This window comes from Schaalia turicensis, assembly GCF_019380255.1.
Classification (GTDB): Bacteria; Actinomycetota; Actinomycetes; order Actinomycetales; family Actinomycetaceae; genus Pauljensenia; species Pauljensenia turicensis_A.
On sequence record NZ_CP048928.1, the window covers coordinates 1,794,213 to 1,816,479 of the forward strand.

The 22,267-nt window shown below is 58.8% G+C and carries 15 protein-coding genes; 5 read left to right on the forward strand and 10 right to left on the reverse strand.

The window, feature by feature from the left end; translation table 11 throughout:
* Positions 1-128 precede the first annotated feature (128 nt).
* Together G5S47_RS07870 and G5S47_RS07875 are read left to right on the forward strand one after the other, a co-directional pair.
* The gene (locus tag G5S47_RS07870; RefSeq protein WP_219585528.1) at positions 129-2,681 is read left to right on the forward strand and encodes a heavy metal translocating P-type ATPase; all 2,553 of its coding nucleotides are present in this window, start codon (positions 129-131) and stop codon (positions 2,679-2,681) included.
* Between the two features lie 58 nt (positions 2,682-2,739).
* Complete coding sequence (locus G5S47_RS07875; protein ID WP_257878449.1) at positions 2,740-3,573, forward strand: glycosyltransferase; 834 nt, start codon at positions 2,740-2,742, stop codon at positions 3,571-3,573.
* 93 nt (positions 3,574-3,666) lie between these two features.
* Here G5S47_RS07875 and G5S47_RS07880 read toward each other — a convergent pair whose 3' ends face one another.
* From G5S47_RS07880 to serS, 4 genes are all read right to left on the reverse strand, one after another.
* The gene (locus G5S47_RS07880) at positions 3,667-4,548 is read right to left on the reverse strand and encodes a DUF5926 family protein (RefSeq protein WP_179370054.1); all 882 of its coding nucleotides are present in this window, start codon (positions 4,546-4,548) and stop codon (positions 3,667-3,669) included.
* 175 nt (positions 4,549-4,723) lie between these two features.
* Positions 4,724-6,316 carry a xylulokinase gene (locus G5S47_RS07885; protein ID WP_219585529.1) on the reverse strand — a complete coding sequence of 531 codons (1,593 nt, stop codon included), beginning with the start codon at positions 6,314-6,316 and terminating at the stop codon, positions 4,724-4,726.
* Positions 6,317-6,392: 76 nt separating this feature from the next.
* Positions 6,393-7,340 (reverse strand): HAD hydrolase family protein, encoded by a 948-nt coding sequence (locus tag G5S47_RS07890; RefSeq protein WP_219585530.1) that lies wholly within the window; start codon positions 7,338-7,340, stop codon positions 6,393-6,395.
* Positions 7,341-7,346: 6 nt separating this feature from the next.
* Positions 7,347-8,621, reverse strand: a complete 1,275-nt coding sequence (serS, locus tag G5S47_RS07895; protein WP_103632905.1) for a serine--tRNA ligase — start codon at positions 8,619-8,621, stop codon at positions 7,347-7,349.
* A gap of 186 nt (positions 8,622-8,807) precedes the next feature.
* On the opposite strand from serS, the gene G5S47_RS07900 reads away from it, so the two are divergent.
* Positions 8,808-10,148 carry a diacylglycerol/lipid kinase family protein gene (locus tag G5S47_RS07900; RefSeq protein ID WP_103633014.1) on the forward strand — a complete coding sequence of 447 codons (1,341 nt, stop codon included), beginning with the start codon at positions 8,808-8,810 and terminating at the stop codon, positions 10,146-10,148.
* A gap of 17 nt (positions 10,149-10,165) precedes the next feature.
* Here the strand turns inward: G5S47_RS07900 and pheA are convergent, their stop codons facing one another.
* Genes pheA through G5S47_RS07915 form a run of 3 tightly spaced genes read right to left on the reverse strand, consistent with a single transcriptional unit; the run spans position 10,166 to position 14,179 of the window.
* The gene (gene pheA, locus G5S47_RS07905) at positions 10,166-11,143 is read right to left on the reverse strand and encodes a prephenate dehydratase (protein ID WP_006680537.1); all 978 of its coding nucleotides are present in this window, start codon (positions 11,141-11,143) and stop codon (positions 10,166-10,168) included.
* Between the two features lie 12 nt (positions 11,144-11,155).
* On the reverse strand, positions 11,156-13,492 hold the full coding sequence (locus G5S47_RS07910) for a DUF6541 family protein (RefSeq protein ID WP_219585531.1): 2,337 nt from the start codon (positions 13,490-13,492) through the stop codon (positions 11,156-11,158).
* 3 nt (positions 13,493-13,495) lie between these two features.
* On the reverse strand, positions 13,496-14,179 hold the full coding sequence (locus tag G5S47_RS07915) for a DedA family protein (protein WP_219585891.1): 684 nt from the start codon (positions 14,177-14,179) through the stop codon (positions 13,496-13,498).
* 175 nt (positions 14,180-14,354) lie between these two features.
* Here G5S47_RS07915 and G5S47_RS07920 point away from each other — a divergent pair, with 175 nt between their 5' ends.
* Positions 14,355-17,048 (forward strand): lysylphosphatidylglycerol synthase transmembrane domain-containing protein, encoded by a 2,694-nt coding sequence (locus G5S47_RS07920; RefSeq protein ID WP_219585532.1) that lies wholly within the window; start codon positions 14,355-14,357, stop codon positions 17,046-17,048.
* 67 nt (positions 17,049-17,115) lie between these two features.
* The gene (locus G5S47_RS07925) at positions 17,116-18,201 is read left to right on the forward strand and encodes a Gfo/Idh/MocA family protein (RefSeq protein ID WP_219585533.1); all 1,086 of its coding nucleotides are present in this window, start codon (positions 17,116-17,118) and stop codon (positions 18,199-18,201) included.
* A gap of 81 nt (positions 18,202-18,282) precedes the next feature.
* Here G5S47_RS07925 and G5S47_RS07930 read toward each other — a convergent pair whose 3' ends face one another.
* The 3 genes from G5S47_RS07930 to G5S47_RS07940 all read right to left on the reverse strand — a co-directional run bounded on the left by G5S47_RS07930 (position 18,283) and on the right by G5S47_RS07940 (position 22,204).
* A complete protein-coding gene (locus G5S47_RS07930) occupies positions 18,283-19,071 on the reverse strand; it encodes a class I SAM-dependent methyltransferase (RefSeq protein WP_101628067.1) in 789 nt (262 codons plus the stop codon).
* Between the two features lie 83 nt (positions 19,072-19,154).
* The gene (locus G5S47_RS07935; protein ID WP_219585534.1) at positions 19,155-19,769 is read right to left on the reverse strand and encodes a nucleoside/nucleotide kinase family protein; all 615 of its coding nucleotides are present in this window, start codon (positions 19,767-19,769) and stop codon (positions 19,155-19,157) included.
* On the reverse strand, positions 19,769-22,204 hold the full coding sequence (locus G5S47_RS07940; RefSeq protein WP_219585535.1) for an ATP-binding cassette domain-containing protein: 2,436 nt from the start codon (positions 22,202-22,204) through the stop codon (positions 19,769-19,771). The genes G5S47_RS07935 and G5S47_RS07940 overlap by 1 nt, the downstream gene beginning before the upstream one ends.
* Positions 22,205-22,267: the final 63 nt, after the last annotated feature.

The window sequence follows — 22,267 nt, forward strand, 5'->3', positions numbered from 1 at the left end:
CCACGTCCTCGACCACCTCCCTTCCGCGCCCGGACACCCACGACCACCTGCAGGCACGCCACCAGTCGGCATGCCCACACACTCAGCCTTCGTGGCACGTCCCGACAAGCGGACAAGGAAAGACAACCGTGTCTACATCCTCCACTCTTCAGTCCGTCGCCCCCGTTTCCGACTCCTATGAATCCGAGGGCACAACCCACATCGGCGAAGGCGTCAAAGTTCATGCGCAGGACCTCAAGCGCCGACTGATCATCTGCATCCCCTTCTGGTTAATCGCCATGCTTTTGTCGATGGTGCCCGCCTGGCAGTTCGTCGGCTGGCAGTGGGGTGTCGCCATTGCATCGATCCCCGTCACCACCTGGGGTGCATGGACCTTCCACAAGGCAGCCTTTGCGGCTGGACGCCACGGATCAACAACGATGGACACCCTGGTGTCACTGGGCGTCACTGCGTCCTCCCTGTGGAGCTGGTGGGCTCTCCTCTTCGGTGGTGCAGGCGAACTCGGCATGCGCATGTCGATGACTCTCTTCCCACGCGCAGCCACGGCCACACATCACGCGGAAATCTATTTCGAGGGCGCCTGCACGATCACCGTCTTCCTTCTGACCGGACGGTGGATGGAAGCGCGCGCCCGATACCGCGCCGGCAACGCACTGCGAGCACTGCTTGAATCCGGCGCAAAGGAAGCGACGAAGATCGAAGTCGATCCCGCCACCGGCGCGCGTCACGAAGTGGTTGTTCCGGCAGCATCTTTGCAGGTCGGCGACATGTTCATTGTTCGGCCCGGCGAGAAGGTGGCCACGGACGGCATCGTTGTTGAAGGCCAGTCCGCACTCGACATTTCCTTGCTGACCGGCGAATCTGTGCCCGAAGACATCAGCGTGGGCGACGAGGTCACCGGCGCGACGATCAACACGTGGGGCGCCCTCGCGGTCAAGGCAACCCGAGTCGGAGCCGACACTACTTTTGCTCGCATCGGCGCGATGGTGAGCCAAGCGCAGGCCAGTAAAGCCCCTGTTCAGCGACTTGCCGACCGTCTTTCCGGAGTCTTCGTTCCGGTCGTCATCGGCATCGCACTGGCGACTTTGATCGGCTGGCTGATCGCTGGAGCATCCCTGCAGGCAGCCTTCACCGCCGGCGTTGCCGTGCTGGTTGTCGCCTGCCCATGCGCACTCGGCTTGGCGACTCCGACCGCTCTTATGGTGGGATCCGGTCGCGCATCCCAGCTGGGTATCGTCATCAAATCCGCCGAAACGCTGGAGCAGACGCGAACGATCGACACGATCGTTCTGGATAAGACCGGCACCGTCACCACCGGCAAGATGTCGCTGGAAAGCATCGTTGCTCCACCGGAGTTGAACGGCGACCGACTATCGGAAGATATAATCCTCAGCCTTGCTGCCGCGGTTGAGTCTGCGTCCGAGCACCCTATTGCTCGCGCCATTGTCAGCGGTGCGAGCGCGCGGGGAGTCGCGCCCTCGTCGATTCGCGGATTCTCGAACCACGCAGGACTTGGTGTATCTGCGCTGGTAGACACCCCTTCCGGTGGCGATTCGCTGGTGTTGGTTGGACGCGCGTCATGGCTGGATTCCCTGGGCGTCACCATTCCGTACGAGGTCGAGTCTGCAGTTGCCACCGCCGAAGCAAGTGGCGCGACCGCAATCATGATCGCCCAGACTGGCCAGTGGAGTGATTCCAACGAGGCCGGCCACGCTCACTCAGCCACCGCAGTAGAATCGGTGGCCGACTCTTCCACCTCCGAGTCGGCAGAAACTTCGCTTGACGTCCCCGGCTTGACCGCGCCCGCTCCTCTGGCCACGATCACGATGAACGTCCAGGGCATGACGTGCGCGTCGTGTGTGCGCAGGGTCGAGAGGAAGCTCGGCAGACTCGACGGTGTCAGTGCCTCGGTGAACCTTGCGACCGAGTCCGCGACGATCACGCTGACCGAACCGCACACGGATGAAGAACTCGAAACCATCGTCAACAACGCGGGATACCAAGGAACCGTGCTTTGGCGAACCGACATATCTGCGTCAGAGACGTCGATGTCAGCGAACACTGAAGAGAAGACGACCTCCGCTCAGAGGATCCTGCCGGAGCGTATTGAAGGCTACGCGTACGGTGTTCTGGTTGTTCGCGACACCGTGAAGGACACGTCTCAGACCGCAATCGAGCAGTTCAAGGGATTGGGTATTGAGCCGATCCTGCTGACCGGAGACAACGAGGCAGCCGCTCAACATGTTGCTCAGCAAGTTGGTATTTCGCGCGTTATTTCGCAGGTTATGCCGGAAAAGAAGTTCGACATCATCAAGGGATTGCAGGATGAGGGACGTGTTGTCGCCATGGTTGGCGACGGCGTAAACGACGCTGCGGCACTTGCTCAGGCGGGCGCCCATGGCCTGGGGATCGCTATGGGATCAGGGACCGATGTTGCGATCGAGGTCGCTGACATTACGTTGGTCAATTCCGACTTGACCAGCGCAGCCACTGCCATCCGCATTTCGCGCCGTACCCTGCGCATCATTAAGGGCAATCTGTTCTGGGCATTTGCCTACAACGTTGCAATGATTCCGCTGGCAATCGCCGGCCTGCTGAACCCCATGCTTGCGTCGGCTGCGATGGCGTTCTCATCCGTGTTCGTTGTGTTGAATTCGTTGCGTTTGCGTTCAGCACACTAGCGGGTCACCACGTGAACAACTGCCCTAACAGACTTTGCCAGTGTTTTACACTGTAAGGGTGAATCCTCCCAGTCTGCCAGCGCGGTCAAACGTCGCTCCTCAACGAGTGGCAGCCATCATCCCAGCCCACAATGTTGGCCACGATGTTGCCGGTACTGTGCGCGCATGCCGAGCCATCCCCGGCGTCGATCTGCTGATCGTTGTCGACGATGGGTCCGATGACAACACGGGAGCTGCCGCCCGCGCCGCCGGTGCAGTCGTCGTCCGCCATTCTGTGGAACGAGGCCGCGCGTCCGCCATCGAGACTGGAGTCAAAGTGGCCGCGATGCGCGATCGGGCGGATTGGCCTGCGCGCCTTCTTCTTGTTCTGAACGCTGACTTGGGAGATTCGGCGGTTGAGGCTACTGCGCTTGTTGAGTCCGTGATGAACGGTGAAGCCGACTGCGCGTGTTCTATTCCCGTAGGAATGAGCCTCACGTCGAAATTGGGACGGGCTGCGCAGTTGGCGCGTCGCGTTATTCGACGCGCAACCGGCTGGGAACCCGCTTACCCGCTTGCGTCCGTGCGTTGCGTGACACGCGAGGGAATCACGGCAGCTATGCCCTTTATGAACGGGTACGGCTTGGAAATTGCAATGACGATTGATGTGCTCAACGCAGGCTTGTCGATCATTGAGATTCCCTGCAGTTTCGAACGCACAGGTGCCGATAAATCATTCGGCGATTTGAACCCGCGTACGCGCTTCACCGATACGACGATCGCTTCAATTCGCACGGTATTCGGTCGCGCAAAAGCGCGCCACCATCACCCGCACCCGTATGCGAATGCTCGCCAGGGTGTTGGAATCCCCTACCCATGCGTTGCACGTGATCGGGAACTCACTGACGCCTAGCCGTTCAAGGATTTCAACCGTAAAACTTCAATGCCCTGCTTGGGAGGATCCCAAGCAGGGCACCATACGTTTGTCAGCGATTCACACCATCAATCAGCGGATCGTCACCTGACGCGAGACCATGCCCTGGCGAGCACGACGCTCATCAGCGGTCAGTGGCTCCTTCACGGCAAGAGCCTTTTCAAGCTCGGTTGCCAGGGTTGCTGCGTCTTCGGCGATGTCATCAGCGGTCGCACCCTCGGCAAGTTCGAAGACCGGGATTGCGATGCCACATGCACGGAACGCCCCTACAAAGCGCGAGCCCTCGCCCATGCGAGCCTTGCCAGCTGCCTGCAGGCGAGCCAAGCCGGTGAACAGCGCGGACTCTTCCACGTCGGTCACGTAGCGCACGAAGTTACGGTTCATCTCGCACCAGAACATACCGGTAACACCGGGAACTGCGACGGTCGGGATGACCTCGTCGCGGTTTTCTTCAAGCGCACGAGTGGTCTGCTCGTCCATTTCCTCTTCCGGGTTCAGCCAGAAGTGGAAGTTTTCTTCGAGGCTCATTTCGCCGAAGCCTTCCGGATCCAGGATGTCCTGGAGACGATCGGAAGGTTCGCGTACATCAATGTCAATAACGCCCTCGACGCCGTCAGCCTTGGCTGCAATCGCTGCGAGAATTGCAGCGCCAGCGTCGTGCGACAGATCAGCCGAGTTGAAACGAGTCTGAGCTGCAACCAGAATTCGACCATCGCCACGCACCATCGCGGGATGACCGTCCGGGAGCAGAGTGACGAAATCGAATTCGACCGCGCCATGCTCAGCGTTAGTGCGTGCGCTCATGATGGCGCACGGGAGGATCTCGCGCATGGCGACCAGCTCAACCTCACCCTTGAGACCCTCGTAAGGGCGGGCAACGAACGGAATCGGAGCGCGGAATGCCGGACGAGCGGCAGGATTTGTTACCTTCTTGCGGCGGCTTGCTTTACCCATAGTCCAAATCGTAGCGGTAGCACGCCCGCCGGCGTTATTCCACGTCCGGTTCGGCGCTAGTCCAATCGGGCACACTCAAGCGCGGTGCGACAATGCAGATGATCCCGGCCTCGTCATTATTATTCACGAGGCCGGGGCCGCAAACGAAACTGGCACCTAGAAGTGCCCGGAAAACTCAGCTATTATCCGCGGCAGCCTGCACAGCCGGAAGAGCTATCTTGAAGCGTTCCAGGAACCTCTCGTACGCCTGAGCATCATCGGGATCCGCGTCGATGACGGTAGCCTGGACGTTCGCAAACACCTTGGAATCAAGATATTCGGGAAGAGTCTCACCTTCACCGCGCGACTTCATGAACTGAGCGAGCACCGCGATACCCCACGCGCCACCCTCGCCAGCGGTTTCACCAACGGACGCCGCAATCCCCAGCGAATCCGCAAGGATCTTCTGCGCCACACCCGGCGTCTTGAACAGACCACCGTGAGCGAAAACCTTGTCCAGCCCGACCCCTTCATCGGCAAGAATGTCGAGTCCGATACGGACGGCCGCAAAGACGCTCATCAGCTGAACGCGGAACACATTCGCCAAGGTGAACGTGGCATCCGGGGTGTGAGTGAACAGCGGGCGACCGCCTTCCAAGCCCATGATCGGCTCTGCGGACAGCGTGTTGTACGCCAGCAGTCCCGCACCATCAGCATCACCCTTCAGCGCGTTGAAATACAGAAGGTCATACACGTCAGAAACCTTCATATCCATGCCCGCAAGCTTCGCAAACTCGACGAACATGCCAACCCACTCATCCAACTCGGACGAACCGTTGTTCGAGTGAACCATCGCCACGGGCGAACCGTCGGGAGTCGTCACCATATCGACCTCAGTGTGCAGGCGTTTCAACGCCTTCTCCAGCACGATCATGAGGAACACGGAGGTGCCACACGAAATGTTACCCGTACGCTGAGCCACCGAATTCGTCGCCACCATGCCCGTACCAGCGTCACCTTCAGGCGGACACATCGCAATACCCGGGCGGAGTGTGCCCGTCGGGTCAAGCAACAGCGCGCCTTCCTCGGTCAGGACACCCGCATCTTCGCCAGCACTCAAAACCGTCGGAAGCAGGTCGGACAACCGCCACGGCAGATGACGCGGAGCAACCAACTCGTCGTAGGCAGCAACCATCGACGCGTCAAAATCACCGGCAACCGAATCAATCGGGAACATACCCGACGCGTCACCAATACCCAGAACATGGCGACCAGTCAGTTGCTCATGCACCCAACCAGACAGAGTATTGATCGACGCAATCTGAGGAACGTGCGTCTCTTCATCAATGACCGCCTGATGAAGATGAGCAATCGACCAGCGAAGCGGAATGTTGAAGTGGAACGCATCGATCAGCTCGGCCGCGGCGCGACCCGTGTTCGTGTTACGCCACGTCCTAAACGGAGCAAGCTGCTTGCCATCGGCATCAAACGCAAGATAGCCATGCATCATCGCCGAAATACCCAGCGAACCGTAGGTCGTAGGAACAACACCGTAGCGTTCCTTCACCTGCGCAACCAGTGTCGCATAGGCATCACACAAGCCTTCTTTGACGGCGGAAAGACTGTATGACCAGAGGCCGTCGACAATCTGGTTCTCCCACGAATGACCACCCGTCGCCAGAACCTCGTGGTCGGGGCCAATAAGAACGGCCTTAATTCGAGTTGAGCCGAGCTCGATGCCCAGCGCGGTCTGGCCGTTTTCAATCAGCTCTTGAACTGCAGCACTCATGCGTTTAGTCCTCCACTTGTCATCGTTGACGTGTCGAAATTGTTTCACGCGTTATCGATGCCACGCTATCACTGACTCAAATGTCCGTAATGGTTTGCCCACAATGACGAAGAAGTGCACAAATGATGGCCGCAGCACCATCGTTTTCGACGGCTCCCGTGACAAAATCACCGGATTTTTTCACATTATCATCGGCGCCACCCATGACAACGCCGAAGTTTGCCCACTCAATCATGGGAACATCATTCGTGCCATCACCGATCGCGACAGTGCCTTCAAAGGGAACACCCAAGTCGGCGCTCAGAGTTTCAAGCCCGCTGGCTTTCGTTACTCCCAGGGGAAGAACGTCAGCCCAACTGGTCCAACCGATTGAGCATTCCCAGTTCCCAATAACTCCCGCATTGGTCAAAGCAGTTTCAAACTCTTCACGGTTCATCGCTGGTTCACGAATGACAACCTTAATCGCGTCAGCTACCTTAAGGTCTTCAATCGGTTTCACGGCGAATTCTTCGATCAGTTCCCCGGGTGGAAAAACGCCGGAGATGAGGAACATTCCAGGAATTTCCACACCGATCAGAGCATTCGGCATCCCCTGACCAACCTGGTCAACCAAGGTCGACGGATCAAAAGTGGAAATGCCAGCAGACAACACGCCAGGAGCATACGCGTCAGAAAAGTGAACGCGGATAGCACCGTTCGAGCAGAGCGCCCACGCACGAGGATCCCCCAGTTGCTCAAGCACCGGCTGCGTCGCTTCCAACGAACGCCCCGTCGCAATAACGACGTTCATCCCCGCATCTTCAGCAGCGCCGATTGCTGCGCGCACACGCGCCGACGCCCCCGTCGGTAAGAGCACCGTTCCATCAAGGTCAAGACCGATCAGGATCTTCTTCGGATCCGTCGGCATCGATTCGGGCAACGCCTGAAATGCTGATTCGACCAGTGATTCAAACTGGATCGGTGCCTCACCCGATGGGGGCGGGGACACAAGGTTAACGATGGGCGCGTTGGAAGTTTCAGCCATGCGATGTCACTTGACAGGCTCGAGCACTTCCAGACCGCCTAGGTACGGACGCATTGCTTCGGGAACGTAGACCGAGCCGTCTGCCTGCTGGTGATTTTCGAGGATCGAAACCAGCCAGCGAGTGGTGGCAAGAGTGCCATTCAGCGTTGCCACTGGGGCCATGCCATTTTCGCGGCGCTCACGAATGCCCAGGCGACGTGCCTGGAAAGTGGTGCAGTTCGAGGTCGACGTGACCTCCATGTAGCGTTCCTGGGTCGGCAACCATGCTTCGCAGTCGAACTTGCGTGCAGCCGAGGTGCCGAGGTCGCCGGCAGCCGTGTCAATGACGCGGTAGGGAAGCTCAACCTTGCGGAGCATCTCTTCTTCCCATGCCAGGAAGCGCTGGTGCTCTTCTTCAGCCTGCTCGGGGCGGCAGTAGGAGAACATTTCAGCCTTGTTGAACTGATGGACGCGGATGATGCCACGTGTGTCCTTGCCTGCAGAACCGGCTTCGCGACGGTAGCAGGTGGACCACCCTAGATAACGCTTCGGACCGTCGGACAGATCGAGGATCTCGTCGGCGTGATAGCCCGCGAGCGCCACTTCGGACGTACCGGTCAGGTACAGGTCGTCGGCGGGCAGGTAGTAGATCTCGTCCGAGTGCTCGTTGAGGAAGCCGGTACCGCCCATGACTGCGGGGGTCACGAGGGTCGGGGTCATCATCGGGACAAAACCAGCCTTGACGGCCTGGTCGAGTGCCATTGTCATCATGGCGAGTTCAAGGCGAGCGCCGATGCCCTTGAGGTAGTAGAAGCGTGCGCCGGAGACTTTTGCGCCACGCTTGGTGTCGATCGCGTCGAGGCCTTCACCAATGGCCAGGTGGTCTGCGGGTTCGAAGCCTTCGGCTGCGAAGTCACGTGGCTTGGGGCCTTCGTGGCGCAGGACGACGAAGTCTTCTTCACCACCAACCGGAACACCATCGAGGACGAGGTTCGGCAACAGGCGTGCAAGACGGTCAGCGTCTGCGTCTGCTTCGTTCGCCTTGGCTTCGAGAGCCTTCACCTGTTCGGCAAGTTCCTTCGCCCGAGCGAGAATCGCAGGGCGCTCTTCCTTGGATGCCTTACCGACCGACTTGGAAACTTCCTTCTGGGTAGATCGAAGGGACTCGAAATCCTGCAGGCTGGTGCGACGCAGTGCATCAGCTTCAAGGATGCGGTCGACGAGTTCAACATCGCCACCGCGTGCGCGCTGGGAGGCACGGGCGGGCTCAGGGTTTTCACGAAGTGCGCGAACATCAATCATGCTTCCAATCTTAGGGCAGGGTTCGGCCTGGCGTTATTCACGACCAGCGCTTGTGTGGATAACGCAAGTGAACAGGCTCCGGATGTGGACAGGCGTTTCCACAGCGATGGATTGCGGATTTGATTTATCCACCAATTTTGTTTTCTGGCGGGACGCGAAAAGCGTTCGATGGATAGTCTTGGATGCATGATGATCTGGATTGTGGTGGGCATTCTTACGCTTGCGTTCGTTCTCTTTGGTGGCCTGTGGCTCTGGCGTTGGTATCAGACGCGTCAAGCACGCTTGCAACTGCGCAAAGATGCGATGCTCACCCCCAGTTCCGCTTTCGATCCCGAGCGCGGTCGCCCACGTCCGTGGGTGATCGTGAATCCGGTCAAGCATGATGATGTGGATGCTTTCAAAGCCGAAGTCAATCAGGCTGCGCATCAGATGGGCATTGACCACGTGCATTGGCGTGAAACAACCGCGGAAGACCCCGGCACCGGTCAAGCAATTGACGCTTTGGCGCAGGGCGCATCCGTCATCATTGCTTCCGGTGGTGACGGCACGGTGCGCGCTGTGGCCGCGGGCGTTGCTGGGTCGGGTGTGCGTATGGGCATTATTCCCGCCGGCACCGGCAACATTCTGGCCCGTAACCTAGGAATTCCGATCGACGATTCAGCTCAAGCGATGCGCATTGCTCTGGGAGAAAACCACCGGGCGCTTGACTGCGGGTGGTTGCGCGTCGACAACGTCGACACACCTTCCGAGATTCCCGCGGAGGGAATGCTGGTGCGGGCGGCTCTGACGAAGAACAGAGTTGACACTGATACTCCGCCATCACTCGATCAGGCGGACTCCTCACTGGCGCACCGCGCTCAGAATCTGCCGGGAACGGACGAGTATTCGTTTGTCGTCATCGCCGGTCTTGGCTTCGACGGCGAAACGATGGCTGCGACCGATTCAGAACTGAAGAAGAAGGTTGGATGGGTTGCCTATGTGGTAGCAGCCCTCGGAGCAATCGCGAAGGAAGGAACACGACTGCGCTTGATGCTCCGCAACCCGAAACCGATCGATGATCCTGTCGGGGATGCTCCCGGAGATGATGAGCACTCTCGCGTCGTTGACGAATCCGCAACGATCAGCGGGGTCAGCGTCCCTGATCAGCCCGAATCAGTTCTCACGTGGGTTCATTCGCGCACTGTCATGTTTGCGAACTGCGGGGAACTTCCATTCATCACCTTGGCACCGGGTGCTCGCGTCGATGACGGGCTGATTGATGTCATTGCCGTCAACACGGAAGCTGGTGTGCTGGGCTGGGCGGACCTGTCCTTGAAGATCATGGGACAGGGACTGGGTGTGAAGACCATGAATCTTCCGGTTTCCACCGGCAAGATTCAGTTCAGGCAGGCAGAGGGCGCATCCGTCGCCGCTCAATCACCCCAGGTGATTCAGGTTGATGGTGACGCGATCGGAACTGCGCGAACCGTTCACGTCCGGCTTGATCCACAGGCTCTAGATATTGCGGTTCCCGGCCTCGAAAACTGAAACCGGGAAATAAGCAGTCAGCCGTTCAACGGCCACGACGGCACAACCGGGTAATCCGGAACGTCAACGCCATTTCCACCCTGAAGAATTGACGCCACCCATGCGCGACCCGCATGGAAATCCTCATCGCTGGTTCCACGCAGAACATGTGCTTTCATTCCGTCAACGCGCGGGTATGACCCCATAAAACGAACCTCGGGCGAATAGCGATGCAGACCAACAAGAGCGGCTTGAACACGTTCTTCGGAAATGTGTCCAACAATGTCGATGCTGAACGTGTAATCACCCAAACCGTCACCGCTTGGGCGAGACTCAATACGCGAAAGGTCGACACCGCGGACAGCGAACTGCTCCAACAGGGTCAGCAATGCACCGGACTCGTTCACCGGAAGAGCAACCTGGATCGTCGTCTTATCCGCACCCGTTGGCGCGGGGATCTGACCCGGCTTCGACACCAGGACGAAACGCGTCACGGCACCTGGATTATCAGCGACGTCCTTGTAAATCGCTTCAAGACCATAGGTCTGAACCGAAACCTCGTTGCAGAGAGCCGCATCAAACGGGGCGTCACCACCGGAAAGGATTTCTGCCCCGGCTGCCGTGGAAGTGGCAGGCACGTGAACAGCGCCCGGGAAAGTGGCTTCAACCCATCCACGACACTGAGCCCACGCGTGCGGGTGCGTACCAATGCGACGAACATCTTCGGGCTGGGTTCCCGGACGAACAGCCAGCTGGAACACCACTTGGACAACCATTTCAGCAACGATCACCAGTGGCTCACCTCGGGAGAGTGAATCAAGAGTCGCGTTCACGCCACCCTCAATTGAATTCTCGATCGGCACAACCGCGCGGTCGGCTTTGCCCTGGCGAACAGCGGCCAGAGCCTGCGGTGCACTGGTCATCGGCATCAGTGTCGCGTCGACTGGCGCGACTTGGCGCACGGCCTGCTCGGTGAACGTTCCGAACGGCCCAAGGAATGCGATTCGCAATGACATTGATGTCCTTCGTTATTTGTTTTCCGCAGACGCAGAGTCGGCGTTCTCAGATACGGCGCCACATGCCGTGATCCTGTAGAGCTTCGCGGTTCCGCCTTGATCCACTAATTCAAAGCCATACGAGGTATCAACGTTGTACAGGCCCGGGAATCGAGACGAACGCAGGAAGTTGTAATACTTTCCGTCTTCATCGGCGTAGTAGTGCGTGATCCCCATCTGATTGACGACCTCGCACACTTCGGGATTGTCGTGGATCTCGTTGAAGTGTTTCACCAGAACCTGTTGCCAGCGTTCCTCGTTATTGGTGGTCGACAGCTGAGGGAAAACCGCGTCATGCTGTCCAAGAACTTCCGTGTACGCCGCGCCCGCAATCGGATCACCCAGGACAAGCGAATCTCCGGGAATCAGCAGTTGCATTCGACGAATCATTGCGAGCTCAGCGGTGTCAGCCATGCCCGGCTTCCCCAGGTTTTCTGGGTCGTAGACGTAGTCGGTGGCGCGAAGGCGCGCATCCAAAGCACCTCCGCCGGTGAGTAGCAGAAGCAGGACGCCGATAACAACGTCGATCAACCAGCGTGGGAACAGTGCGGGCAGGTGTTCTTCACCCATGTTGGCGCCCACCAGTTCGTCGGTTTCGCTGGCTCCGAAGAATTCTGATTCTTCAGCTTCACCGGCTTGCACCCCCTCTTGAGCTCCGCCGGGTTGCGCCACTTCTTCGGTTCTCAAAACATGCGCTATCTCTTCGGTTCCGCCGTCATCTTCGTGGGTGAGCTGCGCGGTCGCACCCTGCGAAACGCGGGCTACCCACTCAAAAACGAGGAAGGAAATCCGCTCGAAACCGATCGCCATCAACGGCACCATTGTCAGCCCATGCGGTCCCATGATCCGTCGCGGATCCAAGTACCAGGGGGCCAAAAGGAATGTGCGGAATTCCCCGATCGGCGCGTACGCCAAGAAAGTCAGGAAGCAGAACAGCAGGTAAGAGACGATCGGCCACATCGCACCGGGCTCCCAATCGGAGGTATCGGCATGTTGAGCAGGCCCGGCCTCGTCGATGCGGAAAATGCTGAAGGCGTCAACGCTCACCGCAATGCCGACCAGCAGTAGGACAACTTGGACGGCGATCAGCATTGTCATCGCGGTCGTTTGCGAGAACGGTGGCGCGGGCGTGAACGTGTGGCTAAACGCGTACTCCCACGAAATTCCAGCACGTGGATAGTTGCCCATCGCGCGAATTTTGCCCGTCGTCAAAAGCAAGAAGGGGGTGACGAGGCTCGCCACGCAGACAAGTCCCCCGACGAAAGCAAGGGATCGAGCGCCTCGACGGTAGGCGCGAATCGCGCCCCCACCGACACCCGAAAGGAACGCAGCGATCAGCATGACGTAGATCGTGAACGCAGAACTCGGGTGAGCAACCGACGCACCAAACATTCCTGCCAGTAGCAGGATCGTCAACGGGATCTGATGAGCAAGCGCGCCCACACCCACCCGACGCGCATCCAACAAGCGCCGACCGACGATCACCGCGAGCGCAACAACGCCTGGGATCAGAGCAAGACCGGTCGCCAGTGGCCACTGGTTGTACATCGTCAGATTGTCCGCAGGCATATCCAACAGAGCGCCTGCCAGAACGGGGGCTGCAAGAATCGCTCCACGTTTACGCGTAATGACGCTGGTCATCGCGGTCGCACCAATAATCCAGATCAGCATCAGAACCAGCGATGTCACATTCGCGGTCAGAACAACTGTCTTCGGGGTTGCGAACAGGGCGGTGAAAGCGTGCCACGTGGTCGGATAGAAAACGTCTCGACCACCGTAGAGGTCAGAAAGACCGCCGAAGGGTGAAGCATTCCCGGTTCGCACAATCGTCCATACGCCATTCAAATGGAATGTTGAATCCCACTGCTGGACAGGATTTTTCGGGCTTGCGTGCAACAGCATCGGAAGGGCTGCCACGAACGTACCGACGGCGATCATTATCCACATTGAGGCTCGTAGTCGAGCCTGCTCAGCACCCAGAGGCTGGCGTGGTCCAATGTGTGACAGCAAGCTTCCCGGCTGTAGGCGCCCTCCACCAGCACGGCGAGCGCTAGCAAACAGCCAGTTCACGCATCCCACAACGAAAGCGATCCCGAGCAGGGGAAATACTTTTTCACGAGACCACGTGACATCGCTACGATCAAAAACAACGGACAGGATGGTCAGGAAGCCAAGCGTGATCGCAGGAGCAATGCCAACCGCAATAACGGAAGAGCGCACCCAGGAGCGCACCCAGAAGACTCCCGGCAGAATCAGCGCCATCACCATCTCCACCAAGATCGGTCCGGCGGCCCACCACTGTCCACACACGTTTTACTCCTGCGGAAGCGTGCCCGCGTCTACAGCGTCTACAGCGGGTTCGGCCTGGTCCTTGTGCGAACGGTGAAGGATGAACTCAACGATCATCGGGATCAGAGACACGAACACGATCGCCAAAATAATTATCGACAGGTGATCGTGCACGAAGTCGACGCCACCCAAGACCGAACCCAGGTAGGTGATGCCTGCACCCCAGAGCAACGAGCCAAGCGAGTTAAACGCCAAGAACTTCGGGTAGGGGTAGCGTGCAATGCCCGCAGCAAGCGGAATGAAAGTACGCACGAAGGGGATGAATCGACCAATCACCAGCGCGCGACCGCCGTAGTTCAGGAAGTAGCTCTCCGCTTTGTGCAGATGCTCGGTTTTCAAGAAGCGCGCATCGTCAGAGAACAGGCGACGGCCATAGCGCGCACCCAGCCAATAGCCGATCTGCGCACCGATGAATGCGGCGATGAAGGTCAGGATGACCAGAGTTGGCAGGTGCAAACCCAGACGGTCGTGCAGAAGACCCGCTGTGAACAGCAAGGAATCGCCAGGAAGAACCGGGAATAAGACGCCCGACTCGATCAGCACGATCGCAAGTGTGCCCCACAAAACCCACGGGCCCATTGCTAGAAGCAAGCCCTCCGGATCATGGAACCAGCCGATGAACGTGCTCAGCCAGCTTGAATCGGCCATCGGCGACAGGGCAGGCGAAAGCGCCGGCAGAAGGTCGGTGGCGAGGGTCGAAATGATCACTCAGTCTCCTTGATACTCGTGCGAGCTTTTCTCGCGCGTTGGCGGGACATAGCGCTCGGCATATTCCCGCGCTTCACACCCTACCCGTCACGCGCTCGCAGTTAGGATTGAGAGCATGGAGTACACAGAGGATGACGTCACACCCGCAGATTCCGGTGACGTTTCCTCTCAGACTGATTCTGCCCTCGCAGACCACGAGACCACTGAAGACCCGCAGAATTATGCGGAATCTGAAACGCTGGCTGACACCGCGGATACCGAAACTGACGTGGCGGACGACGGCGTGGATGATGAAGCGAAACCCCACACACCTGGCCGTCTGCCCGTCCCCGTTCACTATGCGGATAGGCAGACTCCGCGCAGGCGACGTCGCGAGGACTTGTTTCAAGCACTTTTCTGTGTTTTCGGAATCGCTGCCACGTGGGCAATCGGCGTTTTTGCGAACGCGACTACGCAGGGTGTGACAGAGGATGTTCTTCGTTTTCGTTTCATCCGTGAAATTCTGCTTCTTCCGATCACGTTGGTCGAGGGCAGCGTTGTCCTGATCGCTCCGATTGCGATTGTGGTTGCGCTGGCCTTGCGTCGGCGTATTTCCGCGATCGCTCATTCTGTGGGCACGGCGATCGTCGCGGTACTGGTGGGGTGGGCGCTCCTCTGGGCGACTTCACTGCTACCTGATGACATCACGGCTCCTCTTCGCGTGGCGAAGGCTGTCGCACTGTTGGGCAATACGACGTCAACGGCGCTGGGGATCAACCTGATCGTGATCACGCTCTGCGCAATGTTCACTGTCGCGGGCGAGATGCAGAATATGCGAACCGTCCGTTGGGCGTGGATCGGCCTGTGGGTGATTGTTTTCCTTGGCGTGATGCGTTCGTCGATGACTCTGCCAAGCGCGTTCATTTCCGTGTTCATCGGGCGGATCGTTGGTTCAATTGCGCGGTGGTTTTTCGGCTTCGAGGACCGTCGTGCCTCGGGTACGGATATCGTTTCCGCTCTTTTGGACTTGGGTCTGGTGCCAGTTCGCGTGGTGCGTACCGATTTGGATACATCAAGCGAACCACTTTCGGCTTGGTCGATTATCGAAGATTCACGAGGCCGGCTCCACATTCACAGTCGTGACGTGCAGACTGTCGAATACACGGTGAATCGTCGGCCTGACGTTGACGAAAATCGTCATTATCAGGTGTGGACGGTTGATGATCAGCTGTATGAAGTGGTGGCGTTGGATCCCGGTCGCGAGATTGTCGGAACGCTTGTTGACGTGTGGAACAACGTGCGCTTGCGCGGAATTTCGCGATGGATTTCCCCGTCTCTGAAGGCAACAACGGAACGCGCTACGCTGACTTCCCTTACAGCCCGTAAAGCTGGTGTTCACACCCCCGACGTTGCTGGAATCGCTCAGGCTGGCGAGTCGTTTATTTCCGTATCGCAGGCGCTTCCACCGACGGCTCCGCTCACGTCATTCGAGGCTGACCAGATCAGTGACGCGATGCTCGATGAGGCGTGGACGCAGCTTCGTGCCGCCCATCGAAGCGGTATTAGCCACCGGGATCTTTCCCAGGATGCCGTGCTCTTAGACGATAGGGGGGAACTGTGGATTGTCGATTGGCAAAAGGGCGAGGTCGCAACCACTGAGCTCAACCGCCGTATCGACATTGCCCAGATGCTTGTCTTGCTCTCGCTTGCCGCCGGCAGTGAACGAGCTTTGGAATCGGCCCGCAGAACGGTGGCGCCCGAAGTTTTGACCTCGTGCGCAGCCGTGTTACAGGAACCGGTGTTGCCGACGAGCGTCCGACAAAACGTGCGCCGAACTGACCTGACGGAAAATCTGCGCGCGCAGTTGATGGGCGTTGAATCTGACGATGAAGTGGAGCTGACGGATCTTCAGCGTTTCCGCCCGCGCACCGTAATCATGGTGGCGGTTCTTTTCACGGCGCTCGTCGTTGTTTTGGGCTCGATGAACTTCGAAGACATTACGACAGCGGTGACGCAGGCGAACCCGTGGTGGATGGTGCTCTCGTTTGGACTCGCATGCTTGACATGGGTTGGTGGCGCAATTCCACTGATGGCACTCAGCCCCGTGAAACTGCGCTTCTGGGAGGCTCTCACCGCCCAGATCGGCGCATCGATCGCGACGATCGTTGCCCCCGCCGGCGTCGGTCCCGCGGTCGTCAACCTGCGACTATTGAAAAAGAAGAAGGTTGGCACGGTTGTCGCTGCCACCACGGTCACCTTGCAACAGTTGATCCAGTTGGCGTTCATCCTGTTGTTCTTGCTGATCGCGATGGTACTCAACGGCAGTTCTTTCTCCGTCCAGTTGCCGTATGGCACGATCCTTGCAGTCGTTGTCGTTGTCATTGCAGTGATTGCAGCACTCTTGTCGATTCCGCAGTTCAGAAAGTGGATGTGGTCGAAGATCGAGCCGACATGGACTCAGGTGCACCCCCGTCTGATCTGGATTGTTGGACAGCCTCAGCGTCTGCTTGCCATTCTTGGCGGAAATGTTCTGATGAACGTCGGTTTCATCGGAGCTTTCTGGGCGGCCCTTGCCGCGATGGGTGGCTCCATGAACCTCCTGTCACTGGCTTTGACCTACTTGGCTTCGAACTCTCTGGGTTCTGTCATCCCCTCACCCGGCGGTATTGGTCCTGTCGAAGCTACCCTCACCGCCGGTCTTCAGGTTGCCGGCGTTCCCCTATCAATCGGCCTGCCCACCGCGGTCCTCTACCGTCTGGTGACGTTCTACGGTCGCATCCCCTTCGGTTGGCTGGCGATGAAGTACATGGAGCGCAAGGACCTGCTCTGATTCTCAGTGCGTGAATACTCTTATTTGACCAAGCGACGATTTTCATTCGCTATGAAACAATAGGGGTATGACAACGCAGTCGAATCCTCATGCAGCCCTTGCCCCTCTACCCGCTCCCCTGGCCGAACTGGCCGCAGGCGTGGAACTCCTTGATCCGATGGAAGCCCCCGCAATTCGCTGGGGCATCCTCGGTGCTGGCGGAATTGCAGCAGTTTTTGCTCATGACGTCGCCGCCTACTCGTCCGGTGTGATGGCAGGTATCGCAGCTCGCGATCCGAAGCGCGCCCAAGAGTTCGCCGCAACCTACAACGTCGAAAAGGCCTACGACTCCTACGAGGACCTCGTTGCAGCCGATGATATTGACGCCGTCTACGTCGCCACCGTCCACCCGCAGCATGAGAAACTGGCGACCCTCGCGCTCAACGCCGGCAAACCGGTCTTGGTGGAAAAGTGTTTCACCATGGATGCCGTTTCCGCGAAGCGCGTCCTGGATCTGGCGAAGGAAAAGGACCTGTTCTGCATGGAAGCCATGTGGACGCGTCACCTGCCACACCAGAAGGTACTCAGCCAGATTGTCGCCAATGGTGGTCTCGGTGCAGTTTCGACCGTTCACGCTGATCACGGCCAAAAGCTGGATCACATTCGTCGCACGTGGGATCCCGAGCTCGGTGGTGGCGCTCTGATGGATCTTGGCGTCTACTCGATGTCTTTCGTCCACCAGATTCTTCCGGACGTGAAGCTTGTGGGAGCAACCGCAAACCTCACCGATCTGGGGGTCGACGTCCAGTCCGCCGCCCTATTGAAGACCGACACCGCGGTGGCAATGGCGGCCTCGAACTTCAACGGCCGATCCGCGACCTACGGCGAAGTTGTTTTCGAACACGGCGCTATTGAGATGGAAGAGCAGTTCTACCGTCCCTCGACTCTGCGCCTGCGCACTTTCGGTGAAGGCAAGCCAGAAAATGGTGAGACCGTTGAATGGTCGGGCATCGTCCCCGGTGGCTTCCAGTACCAGGCGGCCGAGGTCGCTCGTTGCTTGACCGCCGGCAAGAAAGAATCCGACACGATGCCCAGGTCAGCGACCCTGCGCGTGATGGAACTTCTGGACGAGATGCGCGCTCAGACGAACATCGTTTACCCGTGGGAGAAGTGAGCGTCAGCTTTCCTGACTTCACACGTTTGAGTGGCCTCGTTTTCCTCTTTGGGAAAGCGGGGCCGCTTCTTTCAGTGTGTTTCAGCGCTTATGGGCCGTCCACATGAGCGTCATATACGGAATGGTCACCGGTTTTCCAGGCTCGTAGGCGAGGTGTTCGTAGAGGTACCAGCGCAGATTGTCCTGCATCCGCGCCCTTCCGGTTTCGTTTTGACGCAGGTAGGACGATCGCGTGGTGCCCAAGCGAAGAATGTCCTCAGGGGTGATGCACTCTTCGAAGTTCACGAGGCCGAGCACCGGCTCAGTGAATTGGCTGGAAAAGCTCGGTGGCTTGTCGGGTCGGTGCACGTCACCGGACCTCATAATTCTGGTCAGGCGATGAACCCAGGGGATGGAAACATCCATTTGGTTCCACACCACTCCAATCCCACCGCGATCCTTCAAGATTCGGCTTGCTTCGTGACTCGCGAGTTCTTCGTCGACCCAGTGCCACGATTGCGCATAGACAACGAGGTCGACACTGCCGGTCGGCAAACCGGTATCTTCTGCGGTTCCATCGTGAATCGCGATGAGGTGACGCCAGCACGGTGAGCGCTCTTCGAGTGCTTCACTCATCTGCTGGCGCATTGCTTCTGATGGTTCAACAGCCTCCACGCATATGCCACGCTCGGCAATAAGCGCGCTCATTTTTCCTGTTCCAGCACCAATATCAGCAATGCGGGGGCACTGCTCGCCAGCGAGATCACTCTTGCCAGCGGAATGATCTGCCAAGCCTCGCCTCGTCATTTCGACAAGCTGGTCAACGACCGAAACTGGGTATGCCGGACGCACCGAGGCGTACTCGGGGGAGGCAATGTCGAAAGGATTCATCAGCGAGAAGTCTAGTCACTGCGAACGCTCAAGCGAGGATGGGACAGACGAATGCGTTGGGTAACGAATAGGCTCACGCAACGTCAGGTCAGAACGATCGCGTCAGCGAGCTCTTGTGGATGATCGACCAGAAGGCGAGCATCATCTTGCTCGGCCCAGGTGCGCCAATGTGGCCGATATGTGTCTCCATCGCGGGCAATCGCGCGGTCGTAGCGGACGGGTTCGCCACCCTCAGCTTCAATCCAGATAATGTAGTCCGCGAGCGCACAACTACGCTCAGTCAGCACCCCGCACCCTTCGACGATCGTGGGAACACCGGGAAGAACCTGCTTTGGGTCACGTTCAGTGGATGCTTCCCAATCCCAGGGGCGATAGATGGCGATGCGACCCGCACGAAGGTCAGCCATCACCGTTTCAGTGATGGATTGTGCACCGGCGAGGCCCTGCCAACCGCGATACCACTCGTCGGGGCCAATGATTCGCCACTTGTCTCCGCCAGCCATGCCATTCAGGGCATCACGAAGAGCGAGCGCAAACGTGGATTTGCCTGCGCCCGACAGCCCGTCAACCAGAATGATCGGGGTTTCGCTGGCTGAGGCGTGCGCGTGGGTCAGCGTCGCTTCGACAAGGTCGGCGGGTAACGGCTGACCCAGAGCGGATGAAAACCGACGTTGTTCAGCCTGTTTGTTCGTCATCATCAGCGCCCAATTAAGGCAAAGTAACCGAAATAGACGGCAGCACTCAACGCGATGATCGGCACCAGAATCGAGACGATCAGCATGATGATGTCTCGAACGCCCATGGAGGACTGGCGCGCCCACGTGCGAGGTCCGGTTGCGCCGAAGCCTCGTGCTTCCATCGTCAGAGACAGTTTCGCGCTACGGCGCAAAGCGAACACGAGCAGTGAGAACGAACCGCGTGCCAGTGACACGACCTTATGAGCGTCCCCGATTCCTCGGATCCGACGCGCCTGCTCCAAGCCCTTCCAGTCAGCGGTCATCAGCCCGGTCATGCGGGCCGCCGCTAAGGTTGCCAGCACGGGACGGGCGGGAACGTGCAGGATCTGCGCCAGACCGTCCGCCATGTCGGTCGGATCAATCCGTGACAGCAACACGATTGCCGGCATGCCGATTGCCAGGACGCGCAGAAAGATTCCGGCTGCCATCCACACGGAGCGCTCCGAGATGATTGCGGGACCGAATGACCAGAAGATTTCGCCCGCGGGGTTCGCGTACAGCAACATCGACAGAGCAGCCAAAGGCGCTGCGAGGAACAGTGGGATCATGCGGAACGCAATCGTCCGAGCGCGAATATGCGTCACCGGCAGAAGCAAAAGTTCCAGTACCAGCGCGATGCCGGCGGATACGACGTCGATCGACAGTATTAACGGCGTCGTCATCAGAATCAGGGACAGCACCTGCGTCACCGGGTTCACCAATTCGATAAAACGCTTGGGGCGCGTCGGCTCCGTGGCGGAGTGCTCGGCCTTCTCTTCCACGGTGGCGTCCGATGAAGCATGGTCGGCCTCGTCCGTTGGGATCGAGGGCGCAAGCGACGAATTCGCACCCGCTGGCGCAACGCCGACGCTACTGAGGTCAATGACGTTCTGCCCCATCGCTTCGACGAAGGCGGGGTCGTGCGTAATCGAGACGAGCGTCGTTCCGAGAGCCTGCGCACGGCGAAGCAATCTGACCAACTCAAGCCACGTTGTGCGATCCTGACCGAACGTCGGTTCATCGAGAATCAGCAGTTCGGGTGCGCTGATCAGCGCGCTCGCAACAGAAAGTCGGCGCTTTTCGCCACCCGACAGCGTCATCGGGTTCGCGTCAGCAAGTGCGGCTAGGCCCAGTGCGGCCAGGTGCTCATCAACGAGGCCGGCCAATTCGTCTCCATCGATTCCCTCTTGACGAGGGCCGATCTCAAGCTCACCGCGCACAGTTGTAGAGACGAACTGGTACTCGGGTTCCTGGAAGACCATAGAGATTCGGCCTAGGAGGTCTTTCGAACGCCACTCGTGCGGGTCAGCGGATTCGCTGGGAAGACCATCCTTCGGGGTGGCTCTGATTGTGCCTTCAATCTGCGGTAACAGGCCGGCGAGCGTCAGAGCGAGAGTCGTCTTACCCGCACCGTTCGCGCCAACGAGGCACGTCGATTGGCCTCGCGGAATATCGAGGCTGATGCCGGTGCGGACAGGATGCTCCGGTGAGTAGCCGATCGTCAGGTCACGAACTGACAGGATGGGAGTGGAGTCTGTCTGCCCTCCGTTATCGAGAGCCTGATTCTCTCCGTCGCTAGCTCCGAGCGCGGCAACAACATCATCGACGGGAAGCCAGATGCCACGCTGTTTCAGCGTCTCGCCCTGCTCGGCAAGCACCTGCTCAATTGGACCATCAGCTGCAACGGCGCCATCGAGGATCACGATCACACGATCAACGAGCGACGCCCACACATCCACGCGATGCTCAATAACGACCATCGTTGCGCCGCTCACAGCAAGGACACGCTCAACCGCGTCGCGAACCCCCGCAACGCCTTCCGGATCAAGGTTTGCGGTCGGCTCATCAAGAAGCAGAAGACCGGGCTGCATCGCCAAAATCGACGCGAGTGCGAGGCGCTGTTTCTGACCGCCCGACAGCATCGACGTATTGCGATCACGGCTGACATTCAGGCCAACCGCTTCCAAAGCGGCATCAACGCGCGGCCAAATCTCTTCGCGCACAACCCCGAGGTTCTCCATGCCGAACGCCACGTCATCACCGACACGCGCAAGCACAACCTGAGCCTCAGGATCTTGCATCATCAAGCCGATGCGACCGCGAAGATTCTCCGGCTTCTCGCCCTCGACCAATAGGGAGCCTCGCGCTTCACCCTCATCTTCCCCACCGAGCAGGCCAGCCAAACCCGCCATCAACGTCGACTTACCTGAGCCACTCGGGCCTAAAACCAGAACGCGCTCACCCGGGTTAATCTGCAGATTCACCCCATCGAGCGTCCACTTCAGACGACCGCCATGACGCCAACCCCAGTCTTCGATCACTACCGACGCGGGGGTACGAGGCTCCTTGGCATCCTCCCCACGTAACGAGTCAGAGTGAGAAGCAGGAACACCGGGATCAGGCAGATTAGTGCTCATAGTGCAACGCCCCAGAAAGAGTAGAGACCGATAAAACCTGGACCCGCTGGCGGTGGCTTGTGC

What these genes read in the sequence shown, in the direction of transcription:
- G5S47_RS07880 (WP_179370054.1), bottom strand. Translation starts at nt 4,548, where the DNA reads ATGGGTAAAGCAAGCCGCCGCAAGAAGGTAACAAATCCTGCCGCTCGT.
- G5S47_RS07915 (WP_219585891.1), bottom strand. Translation starts at nt 14,179, where the DNA reads ATGGCCGATTCAAGCTGGCTGAGCACGTTCATCGGCTGGTTCCATGAT.
- G5S47_RS07925 (WP_219585533.1), top strand. Translation starts at nt 17,116, where the DNA reads ATGACAACGCAGTCGAATCCTCATGCAGCCCTTGCCCCTCTACCCGCT.
- G5S47_RS07885 (WP_219585529.1), bottom strand. Translation starts at nt 6,316, where the DNA reads ATGAGTGCTGCAGTTCAAGAGCTGATTGAAAACGGCCAGACCGCGCTG.
- pheA (WP_006680537.1), bottom strand. Translation starts at nt 11,143, where the DNA reads ATGTCATTGCGAATCGCATTCCTTGGGCCGTTCGGAACGTTCACCGAG.
- G5S47_RS07940 (WP_219585535.1), bottom strand. Translation starts at nt 22,204, where the DNA reads ATGAGCACTAATCTGCCTGATCCCGGTGTTCCTGCTTCTCACTCTGAC.
- G5S47_RS07930 (WP_101628067.1), bottom strand. Translation starts at nt 19,071, where the DNA reads ATGAATCCTTTCGACATTGCCTCCCCCGAGTACGCCTCGGTGCGTCCG.
- G5S47_RS07935 (WP_219585534.1), bottom strand. Translation starts at nt 19,769, where the DNA reads ATGATGACGAACAAACAGGCTGAACAACGTCGGTTTTCATCCGCTCTG.
- G5S47_RS07920 (WP_219585532.1), top strand. Translation starts at nt 14,355, where the DNA reads ATGGAGTACACAGAGGATGACGTCACACCCGCAGATTCCGGTGACGTT.
- G5S47_RS07890 (WP_219585530.1), bottom strand. Translation starts at nt 7,340, where the DNA reads ATGGCTGAAACTTCCAACGCGCCCATCGTTAACCTTGTGTCCCCGCCC.
- serS (WP_103632905.1), bottom strand. Translation starts at nt 8,621, where the DNA reads ATGATTGATGTTCGCGCACTTCGTGAAAACCCTGAGCCCGCCCGTGCC.
- G5S47_RS07900 (WP_103633014.1), top strand. Translation starts at nt 8,808, where the DNA reads ATGATGATCTGGATTGTGGTGGGCATTCTTACGCTTGCGTTCGTTCTC.